Raw genomic sequence first — 14,978 nt, 5'->3', positions numbered from 1 at the left:
CGCATCAGTGAACAGGCGGCGGTGGCTTCGTCCGACAATCATGCTTGTGCTGGCGGCGCTGCTTGCGGGAGCGGCGGACGTCCGGCAGGCAGGCGCCTTTACACCTTACACGACGTACTACAAGGACGGGTACGGCCAATTGGTGCAAATCCAGTCCGCCTATAAGCCGGTCGACGTCCTCGGGCTCGATCTGACGGGGGGAGCCGGAGCGGAGAGCCGCGACCCGGCGTTCGCCGCTTCGCTCAACCAGCCGCAGGATCTGTTCGTCGACGGCCGGGATCAGATTTATATCGCCGATACCGGCAACAACCGGATCGTGCAGCTTGACGAGCGGGGCCGGTTCGTGCGGGCTCTGGATGTCAAGGAAAGTCCTTTGAGCCGGCCGAACGGCCTGTTCGTCGACGCGCAGGGGGACCTGTACGTCGCGGATACCGGCAACCAGCGGGTCGTGAAGCTGGACGGCGAGGGCAAGCTGCTGCGCGAGTACAAGCGGCCGTCCTCGGGCTATTTGCCCGCATCGTTCAAGTACGAGCCGACGAAGCTGGTCGTCGACAAGCGCGGGTTTCTGTACATTACGACGCTGGGAGCGTTCCAGGGGCTCCTGCAGCTCGACCCGGAGGGCAGCTTCCAGAACTTCTTCGGCGCGAACAAGGTGGCGTTCTCGCTGTTCGATTCGTTCAAGCGCTTCTTCTATACCCGCGAGATGTACCGCAGAGAGCTGAGCAAGCTGCCGGGAGCGATCGTCAATACGGCGATCGACCGCAACGGCTTCGTCTATACGGTGACGAAGGACATCAAGACCGATCAGGTCAAGAAGCTGAACATCGCCGGTCAGAACCAGCTGGAGACGCGCGGCGAGTTCGTGGCCTCCAAGGAAGCCAGCTACGGCGAGGTCGCCTGGTGGGCAGACCGCAATTCGGTGCCGCAGCTCCAGGACATCGCAGTGGACACGGACGGCAACATGACCGTCGTCGACGCTCTGCTCGGGACGATCAGCCAGTACGACGAGAACGGCAACCTGCTGTTTTTCTGGGGAAGCCGCGAAATCGCCGCCACGTCCAAGCTCGGTCTGGTCAAAAGCGCCTCGGCCATCGCCGCCACGTCCAAGGGCGAGCTGCTCGTGCTGGACAACGTCAACAACCTGATCCAGCGGCTCGTGCCGACCGAGTTCGGAGCTCTGGTCCATCAGGCCAACAAGCTGACCCAGGAAGGGCGTTACGAGGAAAGCGAGCCGCTGTGGCGAGAGGTCGTCCGGCTTGACGCCTTCTATACGCCGGCGTTGATCGGGCTGGCCAAAGCGGCTTATAAGAAGGAAAACTTCGCGGAAGCGGAACAACTGTTCTACAAGGCCGGCATCGGTCAAGGCTACTCCGACTCGTTCTGGCAGACGCGGCTCGTCTGGTTCCAGCGCCATTTCGCGCTGCTGATGAATAGTGCCGTCGCCGTCGCCCTGCTGCTCTTCGCGGTCGAGCGGCTGAGTCGCAAATGGGCCTACCGAGGCAAGCTTGCCGCCTGGTTCCGGTTCCGGCGCCCTCTGCTGACGCAGCTTAGGCACACGGGATATTTGATCAAGCAACCGATCGAGGGTTTCCACGCCATCCGCCACGAGAACAAGGCCAGTTTGACGAGCAGCCTGCTCATCGGCGGGGCGGCGATCGCTTCCTTCTCCTTCGTCAAGGCCGATACGAGCTTTGTCTTCAATCCGGCCGTTTATACGGGCGTGAAGCTCGGGCCGCTCGCAGCGCAGTTTGCCGCACTGTGGATCGGCTGGGTGATCTCCAACTTTCTAGTCAGCTCGCTCATGCGCGGCGAAGGGCGGCTGCGGGATGTGTTCAACGGCAGCGCGTACGCGCTGTTCCCGGTCATCATCGTCGGCATCCCGCTCACGCTGCTGTCCCATATCCTGACGCTGAGCGAGCAGGCTATATTCGGCTTCCTGCAGATCGGTCTGGTCGGCTGGACAGCGCTGTTGTTTTTCTGGATGGTGCAGGGCATTCAAAACTATAGCGTCGGAGAAGCGGTGCTGAACATCGTCTTTTCCTTGCTGGCGCTGGCCGTCATGAGCACGCTGCTGTTCATCTTCATCAGCTTGAGCGGCGAGCTGGTCCATTTCGTGTATTCCTTGTACCAGGAGGTGGTAATCCGGTGACGTTATCGAAAGTGCGGCTTCTATGGACGGTATCGGCTTCCGCGGTCGTGCTGGCCGCCACCTTGTGGCTGGGCGTGCAAATATGGAGCTGGCAAAAACAAGCCTCGACCTTACCGGCCAAAACGGCGCCGGCCGGCGCGTTCGCAAGCGCGGGCAGCACCGTGCTGCCGCCTGTCCTGCCGCCGGAGGAACGCTTCAAGCCTGTGGCCGAATCGGCTTCGCTGAAGCTGCTGGCAGACAGCGTAACCGGGCATTTTCAGGTGCTCGACAAAGCGAACGGCAGCGTGCTGCGCTCTTACCCGGACCCGGCTTACTGGGCCAAGGAGACGCTCCCCGCAGGCTGGAAAAACAACCTGCTGTCGCCGATTATCGTGGAATACGCCAACATCTCGAACTTCAAATCGGCGACGAAAACCGTAGGCCTGATCGGCGAGGACGGCTTCGTGGAAGGGTTCCAGACGACGGCGGACGGCTTCCGGGCGACGTTCGTGTTCGGCAAGGGACAGTTCAAAATTCCCGTCGAGGTGGCGTTGAAAAACAACTACGTGGAGACGTCGATTCTCGACGAAGGCATCGTCGAGGGAGGCAGCTTCAGCCTGCTGAACGCCAAGCTGTATCCGCTGTTCGGCAGCAAGCCTACCGACGGCCAGGACGGCTATCTCTTCGTGCCGGACGGCTCCGGGGCGCTTATCCGCTTCAAGCCAAACCGCATCATGCAGCAGCTGACTTACAACGAAAGCATCTACGGCAGCGACGGTTCCTTCTACAAGGAGAACACGGAGCGGCAGCCGGTGACGTTCCCGGTGTTCGGGCTGAAATCGGGCAGCCAGGGCTTTCTCGCCGTCGTGACCGAGGGCGCGGAGGCGGCCAACGTCTATGCGGCCCCGTCTGGCTCGGTGGGCATCTCCAACTGGGTGACGGCCGAATGGCAGTACCGCAAGCGATTCTTCCAAAGCGTCAGCAAAAGCACGGCGGACGGCTTCTTCACCTACTCCGCCGACAAATTCGCCGTTCCCCGGCGGACTGTCCGCTATTACGTGCTCGGCCCGCAAACGAACGATTACGTCGGCATGGCTGCGGTGTACCGTTCCTATCTGCAAAACGAGAAGGGCGTCAAGCCGCGGCAGCCGACCCGGCAGGGCATCCCGCTGTATATCGACCTGATCGGCGGCGATATCGAGAAAGGGCTGCTGCTCGACCGGTATAAGACGGCGACCCCGACATCGGAGGCGGTCCGGCTCGTTCAAGATATTTACGACCGGGGCATCCGCAACCTGACCGTTCATTATGCCGGCTGGCAGGGCGACGGCTACAGCACGCACGGCGACTATTTCCCGGTCGATTCGCGGCTCGGGGGCAACAAGGGCATGAAGGCGTTCATCGATTTCGCCCATTCTCTAAGCATCCCGGTGTACTTGGCGGCGAATTATTCGATCAACAACGACGGCAAAGGCTTCTGGCCGAGACGCGACGGTTTGCGGGATTTGGCCGGCAACGTGCTGGAAACGCAGCTCACCGGCAGGCAGGACCCGAGCTCGTTCGTCAGCCCGGGCTTTTACCGGAAGAAGGTCGCCTCCGATTTGCCGGACTTCAAAGGACTCGGGGCGGACGGCATTTATTTCGAGGACGGCATCGGCAGCCTGCTCAGCACCGATTACAACAGCCGCTACCGGGCCAGCCGCGGCGAGGCGATCGGCGTCCAGAGGGACATCTTCGACCGGACGAAGCAATCGCTCGGAGCCGTTGCCGCCAATAACGCGAACGCTTATGTGTGGGACCAGATCGATCACCTTCCGAGGCTCGCCGATGATTATTCGTACGATATTTTCTTCGACGAGGCAGTGCCGTTCGCGCAGATCGCGCTGCACGGCTTGATCGGCTATACGTCGGAATGGGCCAACCTGCGGGACGAATCGCGCAATGCCTTCCTGCGCAGCATCGAATACGGGGCTTACCCGACGTATATCTTCACCAGCTCGGCTTCGGATAAGCTGAAGGACGCCTATTCCATCTGGCAGTACAGTCTGAATTACAAGGACTGGCTCGACAGCCTGACGGAGGAGTACCGCAGAACCGACGAAGCGCTCTCGGCCGTTCAGGACAAGGCCATCGTCGGACACCGCGCGCTTGCGCCGAACGTGAAGGAAACGGTATACGAGGGCAAGTACCGGATCATCGTCAACTACAACTCGACGGAGTATACCGAGGGTAAGCTGCGGGTGCCCGGACAAGATTTCGTCGTCGTCAAGGGAGAAGCTGCGCCATGAAACTAACCGACAGATTGAGCACGTCCACGCTTCGCAAACTGGAAGGCTCGATGTTTATCGCGCCGTGGATATTCGGTTTTTTCGCCTTCGTCGCCTATCCGCTCGGGTACTCGCTGTATATGAGCTTTTTCCAGGTGAGGATCACGGTCAATTCGGTCGTGTACACGTATGTGGGGTTCAAAAACTACAAGGAAATACTCGTCTCCAACGGCAGCCTGCTGTATAACGACCTGTTTCCGTTTTTGCGCGAGTCGGCGATGATGATTCCGATCATTCTCGTATTTTCGCTGATGGTGGCGATTTTGCTCAATATCCGCTTTCCGGCGCGGACGCTGTTCCGGATCGTCTTTTTCCTGCCGGTCATCTTCTCTTCCGGGCAGATCGTGCAGGAGTTCATCAATCAGGGCGAAGGCTCGCTGATGATCATGCAGGCGCTCAAGATCGATGCTTACCTGCACGACTACGTGCCGGAATCGTGGGCGAAGCCGATCCAGACGGTGCTCGGCTCCTTCGTGCTCGTGCTGTGGTATTCCGGGGTGCAGATTCTGATCTTCCTGGCCGGCCGGCAGACGCTGTCGCCCTCGATGTACGAGGCGGCGCGCATCGACGGCTCCACGCCGTGGAATACGTTCTGGAAAATTACGCTGCCCGGTCTCGTGCCGTATATGTTCCTGAACCTAATGTACACGGTCGTCGATCTGTTCACGTTTCCGTCCAACCCGATCGTATCCAAGGTCAATACGACGAACTACGGCAGCTCGAGCGCGCTCGCCTGGATTTATTTCTCCATTATATTGCTGTTCGTGGGACTGACGCTGCTGCTGTACAGCCGGGTGGACAAAGCGCTTGCCGGAAGCCGGGCGTAGAAGAGGCCATACAAGGGGAGGGAAAGGCCATGGAGCCGCAAAAGCGGAGCGGGCTGAATCGTGTGCCGGAAGCGGCCTTGCGCAATACGCTCGACTTTTTGAAATACCGGTTTATCGGCGTGGAGTTCGACAAGGGCATTTTGTTCAAAATCTTGCTGTACGTCATTCTGATCAACGTGGCGTTCATTTATATCAAACCGATCCTGTACATGGTCACGACAATGGTCAAGGATGCGCAAAACATTTTGGACCCGACCGTCATCTGGGTGCCGAAGTCGCTTTATTTCGGACATCTGGCGGAGGCGACGCGCATTCTGCATTACGTGAAAAGCTTCTTCATCAGCATCTCGCTGTCGGCGTCCGTCTCGGTGCTGCAAATTTTTTCTTGCGCGGTAGCCGGCTACGCGTTCGCGCGGCTCGATTTTCCGCTCAAAAACTTGTGGGTGTCGCTCTTGCTGTTCACCTTCATTATGCCGCCGCAGGTCATCATCCTGCCGTCGATCATGCTGTTCAAAGGGTTCGGGTGGATGGACACGTTTCTGCCGATGGTCGTGCCGGCGCTGTTCGGGCACGGGCTGAAGGGAGCGATGTTCGTCATCATCTACCGCTCGTTCTATTCGAACTTGCCGAAGGAGCTGGACGAAGCGGCGCGGATGGACGGGGCCAACGCGATCAAGCTGTTCTTCCGCGTCATGTTCCCGCTCTCCAAGTCGGCGATCGTCGTCGTCGTGCTATTCTCGTTCGTCTGGAACTGGAACGACTTTTATTTGCCGTCGATCTTCATGTTCACCGCTCAGAACGTGCCGCTGTCGATTACGCTCGCCCGGCTGGCCGCCGAGCTGAAGCTGGCGGCGGGCGCGGGGGAGATGACCGTGTACGCGGAGTCGATCAAGATGGCGGCGGCGTTCCTCATTATCGTGCCCCTGCTGGTCGTCTACTTTTTCGCCCAGCGCTGGTTCATCGAAGGGGTAGAACGGACGGGGCTCGTCGAGTAGCGGTGCGCGGCCGGCTTCCGGCCGGCCCGGCCTATACGGTCAAACCGGTTGACGTCATGCAGCGAACCGTCATGCATGGGGGGCCTTGTGCGGCGAGGCGGATGTTTAGCCAATTCTGCATGTCCAAATACCTAGTAAACAGGTTTGATAAATAAGATTTATAGGAAAGGGGGAATGCCTGGAAACGAAGATGCGACAATACGACGAGGCGGCTTGCAAAAGGGGTTTGCCGGCTTGCGGCCCTTAGAAGGCGGCAAGCGGCGGTACGGTACAGCATGATTATAAACTCGATAACAGGCGGTGTCTTGGAGATGAAGAAGAAACTAGTATTGACGGTAAACGCAGTACTCGCGGTCAGCCTGCTGGCCGCGTGCGGCAAAGACGGCGGCGACGCCGGGGCTCCGGCTGCAGGGGGGGCGGCCGGCAATGCGGAGCAGAAGGCCAGCTTCAAGAAGCTCGGCGAAGAGCCGCTGAAGCTGACGTTCTTCAGCACGAGCGGCACGTTCCCGGACGTGGAATTCAATACGCTGATCGCCGCGCCGATCAAGGCCAAATATCCGAACGTGACGATCGAGCGCATCTCGCCGGCGGCCCAGACGACCAACGAGGAGGTGCTGTCGACTTATACGCCGGACATCATTTATTCGTCTTCGTCCTCGCACCAGCGGATCATCCGCACCGGGGCGTATGAGGATTTGCGCGGACTGATCAAGCTGCACAAGTTCGACGAATCGCGCATCAAGCCGATTTTGTACGATTACATCAAGGAAATTACGAAGGGCAAGGGCGACGCCATCATCGCCATCCCGTTCAACGCCAACCAGCACGTGCTTTACTACAACAAGGACATCTTCGACAAGTTCGGGGTTCCGTATCCGACGAACAAGCAGCAGACGTGGGACGAAGTGCTCGATATGGCGCGCAAGCTGACCCGGACGGACAACGGCAAGCGCTACGTCGGGCTGTCCGTAGACAATTTGACCGGTCTGGCCAAAGGGCTCGGGCTGCCGTACGTGGACCGCACGACGGGCAAGGCGGCGCTGGATACGCCGGAATGGCGGCGCATTTTCGAGCTGAACAAAAAGATATTCGAAATCCCCGGTTACGTCGCTCCGGACAAAAAGTGGAATTACGGCCGCGAGGAGTTTTACAAAGATCAGACGATCGGCATCCGCGTGACGTGGCTTGCCAACATGGTCGGGCCGATGGAGGAGCTGCGCCAGCAGGGCGTGGAATTCAACTGGGACATCGCGCCCGCTCCGAACTTCGCCGATCAGCTCGGCAAGACGAGAGAAGCGCAAATTCACTCGCTTTCCGTCAACAGCAAGAGTAAGCACAAGGATGAAGCGTTCCAGGTGATCGCGGAAATTTTGTCGGACGACGGTCAGAAGATCTTGGCGAGAAACGGGCGCGTTCCGGCGGTCATCAACCCGGCCCTAGAGAAGGAGTACGGTCTGGACATACCGGTGCTGAAGGGCAAAACCGTGCAAAACGTATTCGTCGGCTCGCCGCTTCAGGAGCACTATGTTCATCCGTACGAGCTGGAAATTACGTCGAAGTTGACCGACGCCGGAGCCGATCTGGCGATTAACGGTCTGGACGTCAATGCCACCATCCGCAAAGCGTCGGAAGCGATCAACAAGGAGGTCGAGACGCTGAAGACGACGATCGGCGCTCCGTAACGACAATAACGATCCGTTCGGCTCAAGCGGCCGACAGGCCGGCCGTTCGAGGCCGAGCGGATGAAGCGCCGCGAGAGAGCTTCCTGCGCTCTCGTTACGAAACGGTCATGTCCTTTCTTCCGACCGGCAGCCGTCAGACTTCTTATGGACCCCGGACAGGGAGAGCGCCGGCTTTAAGCCGGCCCTCTTCCGCCGGAGTCGCCGGGCTGCCCTATCCGAACGATAGGCGGTGTACTTTCCATGGTAAAGAGAATGTTGACGATTCATCTGCTGTTGCTGGTTCTATTGCTTGCGGCGTGCTCATCCGCCCAATCCCCCGGAAACGGACAGACCGCATCGGGAGCCGGCTCCGATAGCCCGGCCTCTTACAAAAAGCTGGGCGCGGAGCCGCTGAAACTGTCTCTTTACACGACGGGCGCCACGTTCACGGACATCGAATTCGCCACCATGATCGCCGATCCGATCCATAAGAAGTATCCGAACGTGACGATCGAGCGCATTCAGTCCGCTTCGAACGCGACGGCCACGGAAGTGCTGTCCACCTATACGCCCGATCTTATCTTCGGGAGCATGTCGCAGACGGTGATCCGCACCGGGGTTTACGAGGATTTGCGGGAGCTGATCAAGCGGCACAAGTTCGACGAAAGCCGGCTGAAGCCGGTCGGTTACGACTACATCAAGGATATTACGAAAGGCAAGGGCGACGCCGTCCTGGCCATACCGTTCAATATCAATCAGCACATCATGTACTACAACAAGGACATCTTCGACAAGTTCGGCGTTCCGTATCCGACCGCGCAGCAGCTGACGTGGGACCAGGCGGTCGAGCTCGGCGCCAAGCTGACGCGAACGGTGAATGGCATCCACTACATCGGGCTTGTGGCGGATAATTTGACCGGGCTGGCCAAGTCGCTGGAAAATCCGGTGCTCGACCGGCAGACCGGCAACGCGGCCATCGATACGCCCGATTGGCGCCGGGTATTCGAGCTGCAGAAGAAAATTTTCGATACCCCGGGTTACATTACCGCCGACAAAAAGTGGAACTGGACGCGGGACCATTTCATGAAGGATCAGATTATCGGGATGCGCGTCTCGTGGCTCGCCAACATGGTCGGCCCGCTTGAGGAGCTGCGGCAGCAAGGGGTCGAGTTCAACTGGGACATCGCGCCGACGCCAACGTTTCCCGACAAGCTCGGCTCGACGCGCGGGGCGCAAATCCATGCGCTGTCGGTCAACAGCAAGAGCAAGCATAAGGACGAGGCGTTCCAGGTGATAGCCGAGATTTTGTCGGACGACGGACAGCGCATTTTGGCCCGCAACGGCCGGGTGCCGGCTGTCGTGACCACCGAGCTGCAAAACGATTACGGCCTCGATATTCCGGTGTTGAAGGGCAAGCAGGTGCAAAACGTATTTATCGGCAAGCCGCTGCAGGAGCATTTCATTCACCCGTACGAGTCGAACATTACCGTAAGGCTGACCGAGGCCGCCGAGGATTTGGCGATCAACGGATTGGATGTGAACTCGGCGGTGCGCAAGGCCAGCGAGGCGATCAACAAGGATGTCGCGACGCTGCGGACGACGCTGGGCGAATTTTGACGGCCGGCGGGAGACGGCTTAGGTACGATTTCCCGCACGATAAGGAGGCAGGGGACATGAGTCAATCGGCAAGAAAGCTGCATCTTAACGCTTTTCTGTTCGGAACCGGACATCATGAGGCATCTTGGCGGCTTCCCGGCGCGGCGCCGGAAAAAAACACCGAGTTTTCGCATATTCGCGCGATTGCGCAAACCGCCGAGCGCGGCTTGCTGGATTCGCTGTTTTTGGCCGACGGGTACGAGGGACGCGCGAACAAGCTGGAGCCGTTCACGCTGCTGTCCGCCTTGGCGGCGGCGACGAAGCGCATCGGACTGATCGCTACCGTCGGCACGACGTACAACGAGCCGTTTCACGTCGCCCGCAAATTCGCCTCGCTCGACCATATCAGCAAAGGCCGGGCCGGCTGGAACATCGTGACCGGAGCGGGGGCGGCGGCGCCCAATTTCAGCAGGGAGGAGCATCCGGAGCACTCGGAGCGGTACGAGACGGCAGAGGAGTTCGTCGAAATCGTCAAGCGGCTGTGGGACAGCTGGGAGGACGACGCCATCGTCAACGACAAGGTTGGCGGCATCCATATCGACAACAGCAAAGTGCACGATATCAACTTTCAAGGTGATCGCTACAAGGTCAGGGGGCCGCTCAACATTGCCCGCCCTCCGCAGGGCTATCCGGTGCTCGTGCAGGCCGGCTCCTCGGAGACCGGCAGATCTTTTGCCGCCCGCTTCGCGGAGGTGATCTTTACCGCGCAGCAGTCGCTTGGGGAGGCGCAGACGTTCTACGCGGACGTGAAGTCGCGACTGGCCGGCTACGGACGCCGCCCCGACGAGCTGATCATTATGCCGGGCATCAGCCCGATTCTGGCCGAGACGGAAGCCGAGGCGCGGGACATCGAGGACGAACTGTTCCGGCTGATCGATCTGGACGGAGCCGTCCGCAGGCTGTCCGAGCGTCTGGGGCTGGAGCTGTCCGCCTCGCGGATCGACGAGCCGCTGTCGGTGGAAGCGGCCCGCCGCACCGAGCAGGTGAACGGCAACAAAAGCCGGCACCAGCTCGTGCTCGATCTGATCGAGCGCGAGCGGCTGACGCTGCGGCAGCTGATCAACCGGCTTGCGGGAGCGAGAGGTCATTTCACCTTTACCGGTACGCCGCTGCAATTGGCCGATACGCTGGAAGCTTGGTTCCGCCAAGGAGGAGCGGACGGCTTCAACGTCATGCCTCAGGTGTATCCGGGCGGGCTGGAGCTGTTCGTCGACCGGGTCGTGCCCGAGCTGCAAAACCGCGGGCTGTTCCGCACCGAATACGAGGGTACGACTTTGCGCGATAATCTCGGACTGAACCGTCCGGCCAATGTCCGCTACGCGGCGGACGACCATTCGCAGCGGGAGGTGGGAGCATGAGCGGCAGCCGTCGGGACCGTCATGTGCATTTGAACGTATTTTTGCGGGTAACGGGTCACCATGCGGGCTCGTGGCGTCATCCGGACGCGCATCCCGAGCTGGAGCACGATATCGATTATTTGATCGCTTTGACGCGTATTGCTGAGCGCGGCCTGCTCGATTCGGTGTTTCTCGCCGACGGGTATTCGGGCAGAGGCAGCAAGCTGGAGCCGTTCACCCAATTGTCGGCGCTGGCCGCGGCGACCGAGCATATCGGCCTGATCGCCACGGTCGGGACGGTGTACAACGAGCCGTTCCACATCGCCCGCCAGTTTGCTTCGCTGGACCATATCAGCGGCGGAAGGGCGGGCTGGAACATCGTCACCGGAGCCGGCTCGGCGGCCCATAACTTCAGCATGGAGGAGCATCCCGAGCTGGATGTGCGCTACGAGACCGGCGAGGAATTCGTCGAGGTCGTGAAGCAGCTGTGGGACAGCTGGGAGGATGACGCGCTGCTGTTCGACAAGCAGGGAGGCCGCCAATACGCCCCGGGCAAGGTGCACGAAATCAACTTCAAGGGGAGCAAATACGCGGTGAAAGGGCCGCTCAACATTCCCCGCCCGCCGCAAGGGTATCCGGTGCTCGTGCAGGCCGGCTCCTCGGAGGCGGGCAAGGAGCTGGCGGCGAAGACCGCCGAGGTCGTGTTTACGGCGCAGCAGACGTTGGCCGCCGGCCGCGCCTTCTATGCTGACGTCAAGGGCCGGCTCGCCAAGTACGGCCGCAGCCGCGACGAGCTGGTGATTTTGCCGGGGCTGGCCCCTATTATCGCGGATACCGAAGCGGAGGCGAAGGAGCTGGAGGAGGAGCTGTTCGGGCTGCTCGACAAGGAGGCGGCGCTTCGTCACTTGTCCCATTACTTCACCGTCGATCTGGCCGACTATCCGCTTGACGGGCCGGTGCCGGTCGACAAATCGAAGCCATACGGCTCGATCAAGCAGGGCATTTCGAGCCGCCACGAGGCTGTCGTCGACGCGGCGGTCCGCGACAACATGACGATCCGTCAGTTCGTCAACCGCAGCGCCGGGGGACACGGACACGTCACCTTTACGGGTTCGGTCGTCCAAGCGGCCGATTTTATCGAGAACTGGTTCCGCAGCGAGGCGGCCGACGGCTTCAATCTGCTGCCGCAGCTGTTCCCGAGCGGGCTCGAGATTATCGCCGACAAGCTTATTCCGGAACTGCAAAACCGCGGCCTGTTCCGCACCGCCTACGAAGGCGGCACGCTGCGCGACCGTCTCGGTCTGGCCCGTCCGGCCAATACGCGCCATACCGCCGCCGCCCAGTAACGGCTGCGACCGGAGCGGGGGCGACTATTCCTCATCACCGAACATTCATCATCGAATAAAGGAGTGGCAAGCACCATGTCTTATCAACATCCGATCGAGCCCGAATTCGGCTGGTATATGCCGACGCGGGGAGACGGGCCTTACATCGGCGTGAAGCCGGAGCGCGTCGTCGATACGGCTTACTTGATCCGCGTCGCCCAGGCGGTCGAGGAGGCCGGCTATACGTTCGCGCTTATTCCGACGGGAGGGGAATGCGCGGACGCCTGGATTATCGGGGCGACGCTCGCGGCGCATACGAAGACGTTCAAGCCGCTTGTGGCGATGCGTCCGGGGCTGATCGCCCCGGGGCTCGCCGCACGCATCGGGGCGACGCTCGACGAAGCGACGGGCGGCCGCGCGCTGATCAATATCGTGACCGGCAGCTCCCCGGAGGATATGCGGTCGATGGGCGACCCGCTCGCCTTCGACAAGGACGCCCGCTACGAGCGGACGCTGGAATATATTAAAATCGTCCGCCAGCTGTGGATCAACTCCCATGGCGCGCCAAGCGAACGGGCGCTGGCCGAGCATGCCGACGCCAACGCGATCGAGCCGGTCAACGTGAACGGCAAATATTTTACGATCGAGGGCGGGGTCAGCTATCCGCCGACGGTGCAAAGGCCGCATCCGCCGTTTTATTTCGGCGGCAGCTCGACGGCGGCCAAGCGGACAGCGGCAGAAATCGCCGACGTCTATTTGATGTGGGCGGAGCCGCTCGACTGGATCAAGGAGCAGATCGCCGAGGTGGAGCAATACCGGGAGGAGCTGAAGCGCGATCAGGGCGTGGACCGGACGATTCGTTACGGGCTGCGCGCGCAGGTCGTCATTCGCGAGACGGAGGAGGAAGCGTGGGAGGCGGCTCGCTCGATCATCAGCAAGGTCGATCCGCAGGTGAAGGAGCAGCAGGCCGTCCGTCACGCGGGAGCGCTGTCGATCGGGCAGCAGCGGCAAAATCAGGTGCGCGAGCAGGCGGCCGCCAACGATTACGTCATCGGGCCGAACTTCTGGGCCGGTCTGTCGATCATCCGCGGCGGCGGAGCGATGGCGTTTGTCGGCACGCCGGATCAGGTAGCCGACCGGCTGATCGAATATGTCGATATCGGCATATCGTCGTTTATATTGTCGGGCTATCCGAATCTGGAGGAAGCGAGCATTTCCGGCCGGTCGCTGATCCCAGCCGTACGCCGCAAGCTGGCGGAACGGAGCAAAACGGCGGCTTTTGCGCACGAATAAGGAAAGAAGGAATCGCAAATGGGCACATCCGAACGCAAGGTGCATTTGAACGTGTTTTTGCGCGGCGCAGGCCATCACGCTGCGGCCTGGAGACATCCCGAGACGACGCCCGAGCGCGGCTTTCAATTCGATTATTACAAGCAACTGGCGCTGACCGCAGAACGGGGCTTGCTCGATTCGGTGTTTATGGCGGACGGCTACGTCGGCACGGGGAGAAGGCTGGAGCCGTTCACGCTGCTTTCGGCCTTGGCCGCCGTCACCGAGCACATCGGGCTGATCGGCACGGTGGGTACGACCTATAACGAGCCGTATCATGTGGCCCGCAAATTTTCCTCGCTCGATCATATTAGCGGGGGGCGGGCCGGGTGGAACATCGTCACCGGACATACCGACGAGACCGCCTTCAATTTCGGCAGAGAGTCCCATCTGGAGCATTCGAAGCGGTACGAATACGCGACGGAATTCGTGGAGGTGACGAAGCGTCTTTGGGATAGCTGGGAAGAGGACGCTTTTATCGCCGACAAGCAATCCGGGGTGCAGATCGATGCCGCGAAGCTGCACGATATCCATTTCGAAGGCAGCGTCTACAAGGTCCGAGGGCATCTGAACATTCCGCGTCCGCCGCAAGGCTATCCGGTGCTCGTGCAGGCGGGCTCATCGGATAACGGCAGGGAGCTTGCCGCGGCGACTGCCGAGGTGATCTTCACGGCCCAGCCGACGCTGGCGGAAGGGCAGTCGTTCTATGCCGACGTGAAAGCGAGACTGGCGAAATACGGGCGGACTGCGGACGAATTAATCGTCTTGCCGGGACTTTGCCCGATCGTCGCCGATACGGCTGCGGAGGCGCAGGATCTCGAGGACCAGCTGAACGCCTATACCGAAGCGGAAGCTGCGGTCGAACGGCTGTCCGAGCGATTCGGCGTCGATCTGACCGGCTACCCGGTCGACGGTCCGATTCCGGTGCACGCGTTCGAGGAGGCGAAGGGGATCGAGACCGTCAACGGCAGCAAAAGCCGTCACCAGCTCATCCTCGACCTGATCCGCAACGAAGGGCTGACTTTCCGGCAATTGATCAATCGTCTCGCCGGAGGGCGGGGGCACCTGACCTTTACGGGCACCGCGATTCAATTGGCCGACGTGATCGAGCAATGGTTCCGCAGCCGGGCATCGGACGGCTTCAATGTGATGCCGCAGCTTTACCCGAGCGGTCTGGAGCGGTTCGTGGACAAGGTCGTGCCGGAGCTGCAAAACCGCGGCCTGTTCCGGACGGAGTACGAAGGCGCGACGCTTCGCGAGAACCTTGGGTTGAAGCGTCCGGAAAACCGGTATCGCGTTATCCCGGCCGCCCGGTAACAAGGCGGTTGAGGCAAGCATTCCGCCCGGTCCCGTTCGACAGGGCCCGGCGGAATGCTTTTGCTTTGTCTTTTGT

Annotated in this window: 10 protein-coding genes; all 10 read left to right on the top strand. The window is 60.6% G+C overall.

Annotation, left to right across the window (positions count from 1 at the left end; genetic code table 11):
- Window positions 1-7 precede the first annotated feature (7 nt).
- Window positions 8-2,149, top strand: a complete 2,142-nt coding sequence (locus ABD796_RS22800; RefSeq protein ID WP_344912193.1) for a YIP1 family protein — start codon at window positions 8-10, stop codon at window positions 2,147-2,149.
- A complete protein-coding gene (locus tag ABD796_RS22795) occupies window positions 2,146-4,416 on the top strand; it encodes a DUF5696 domain-containing protein (protein ID WP_344912191.1) in 2,271 nt (756 codons plus the stop codon). The genes ABD796_RS22800 and ABD796_RS22795 overlap by 4 nt, the downstream gene beginning before the upstream one ends.
- Window positions 4,413-5,282 (top strand): carbohydrate ABC transporter permease, encoded by an 870-nt coding sequence (locus ABD796_RS22790; protein WP_344912189.1) that lies wholly within the window; start codon window positions 4,413-4,415, stop codon window positions 5,280-5,282. Before ABD796_RS22795 ends, ABD796_RS22790 begins: the two co-directional genes overlap by 4 nt.
- Window positions 5,283-5,311: 29 nt before the next feature.
- A complete protein-coding gene (locus ABD796_RS22785; RefSeq protein WP_344912186.1) occupies window positions 5,312-6,277 on the top strand; it encodes a carbohydrate ABC transporter permease in 966 nt (321 codons plus the stop codon).
- Between the two features lie 311 nt (window positions 6,278-6,588).
- Window positions 6,589-7,959 (top strand): ABC transporter substrate-binding protein, encoded by a 1,371-nt coding sequence (locus ABD796_RS22780; RefSeq protein WP_344912184.1) that lies wholly within the window; start codon window positions 6,589-6,591, stop codon window positions 7,957-7,959.
- A gap of 240 nt (window positions 7,960-8,199) precedes the next feature.
- The gene (locus ABD796_RS22775) at window positions 8,200-9,555 is read left to right on the top strand and encodes an ABC transporter substrate-binding protein (RefSeq protein ID WP_344912182.1); all 1,356 of its coding nucleotides are present in this window, start codon (window positions 8,200-8,202) and stop codon (window positions 9,553-9,555) included.
- Between the two features lie 56 nt (window positions 9,556-9,611).
- Window positions 9,612-10,952 (top strand): LLM class flavin-dependent oxidoreductase, encoded by a 1,341-nt coding sequence (locus ABD796_RS22770; protein WP_344912180.1) that lies wholly within the window; start codon window positions 9,612-9,614, stop codon window positions 10,950-10,952.
- Window positions 10,949-12,277 (top strand): LLM class flavin-dependent oxidoreductase, encoded by a 1,329-nt coding sequence (locus ABD796_RS22765; RefSeq protein ID WP_344912178.1) that lies wholly within the window; start codon window positions 10,949-10,951, stop codon window positions 12,275-12,277. Before ABD796_RS22770 ends, ABD796_RS22765 begins: the two co-directional genes overlap by 4 nt.
- A 75-nt stretch (window positions 12,278-12,352) precedes the next feature.
- The gene (locus ABD796_RS22760) at window positions 12,353-13,549 is read left to right on the top strand and encodes an LLM class flavin-dependent oxidoreductase (protein ID WP_344912176.1); all 1,197 of its coding nucleotides are present in this window, start codon (window positions 12,353-12,355) and stop codon (window positions 13,547-13,549) included.
- 18 nt (window positions 13,550-13,567) lie between these two features.
- Window positions 13,568-14,902: an LLM class flavin-dependent oxidoreductase gene (locus ABD796_RS22755; protein ID WP_344912174.1), complete on the top strand. Its 1,335-nt coding sequence runs from the start codon at window positions 13,568-13,570 to the stop codon at window positions 14,900-14,902.
- Window positions 14,903-14,978 lie beyond the last annotated feature (76 nt).

This window comes from Paenibacillus hodogayensis, from assembly GCF_039536325.1.
Lineage (GTDB): Bacteria > Bacillota > Bacilli > Paenibacillales > NBRC-103111 > Paenibacillus_AB > Paenibacillus_AB hodogayensis.
Note: the sequence above shows the minus strand (reverse complement) of the source record. Positions and strands in the feature narration are given on the sequence as shown.

Bases quoted from the DNA above. Each gene is read 5' to 3' on its own strand.
- ABD796_RS22770 (WP_344912180.1), top strand. From the start codon at position 9,612: ATGAGTCAATCGGCAAGAAAGCTGCATCTTAACGCTTTTCTGTTCGGA.
- ABD796_RS22760 (WP_344912176.1), top strand. From the start codon at position 12,353: ATGTCTTATCAACATCCGATCGAGCCCGAATTCGGCTGGTATATGCCG.
- ABD796_RS22775 (WP_344912182.1), top strand. From the start codon at position 8,200: ATGGTAAAGAGAATGTTGACGATTCATCTGCTGTTGCTGGTTCTATTG.
- ABD796_RS22765 (WP_344912178.1), top strand. From the start codon at position 10,949: ATGAGCGGCAGCCGTCGGGACCGTCATGTGCATTTGAACGTATTTTTG.
- ABD796_RS22780 (WP_344912184.1), top strand. From the start codon at position 6,589: ATGAAGAAGAAACTAGTATTGACGGTAAACGCAGTACTCGCGGTCAGC.
- ABD796_RS22790 (WP_344912189.1), top strand. From the start codon at position 4,413: ATGAAACTAACCGACAGATTGAGCACGTCCACGCTTCGCAAACTGGAA.
- ABD796_RS22785 (WP_344912186.1), top strand. From the start codon at position 5,312: ATGGAGCCGCAAAAGCGGAGCGGGCTGAATCGTGTGCCGGAAGCGGCC.
- ABD796_RS22755 (WP_344912174.1), top strand. From the start codon at position 13,568: ATGGGCACATCCGAACGCAAGGTGCATTTGAACGTGTTTTTGCGCGGC.